The organism is Paenibacillus sp. SER-28 (genome assembly GCF_052906305.1).
This window is the reverse complement of record NZ_JBRECM010000086.1, coordinates 1-259: the sequence shown is the minus strand read 5'-3', so window position 1 is coordinate 259 and position 259 is coordinate 1. Positions and strand designations below refer to the sequence as shown.

Annotated in this window: 3 tRNA genes; all 3 read right to left on the bottom strand. The window is 55.2% G+C overall.

Going from position 1 to position 259, the window contains the following annotated elements:
- Positions 1-2: 2 nt before the first annotated feature.
- Positions 3-76 (bottom strand) — tRNA-Arg (locus ACUYLD_RS25755).
- A gap of 26 nt (positions 77-102) precedes the next feature.
- A tRNA-Cys gene (locus tag ACUYLD_RS25750) sits at positions 103-174 on the bottom strand.
- 10 nt (positions 175-184) lie between these two features.
- Positions 185-259: transfer RNA gene (locus ACUYLD_RS25745), tRNA-Gly, on the bottom strand.

Below are 259 nucleotides of genomic sequence, written 5' to 3'. Positions count from 1 at the left end.
GGCGCGCCCTGAGAGATTCGAACTCCCGGCCTTTTGATTCGTAGTCAAACGCTCTATCCAGCTGAGCTAAGGGCGCATATTAAATTCCATAATGAGTAGTCAAGGCGCCACCCAGATTTGAACTGGGGAATGAAGCTTTTGCAGAGCTTTGCCTTACCACTTGGCTATGGCGCCGTATGGATAATGGAGCGGACGACGGGAATCGAACCCGCGACCCTCGCCTTGGCAAGGCGATGCTCTACCGCTGAGCCACGTCCGC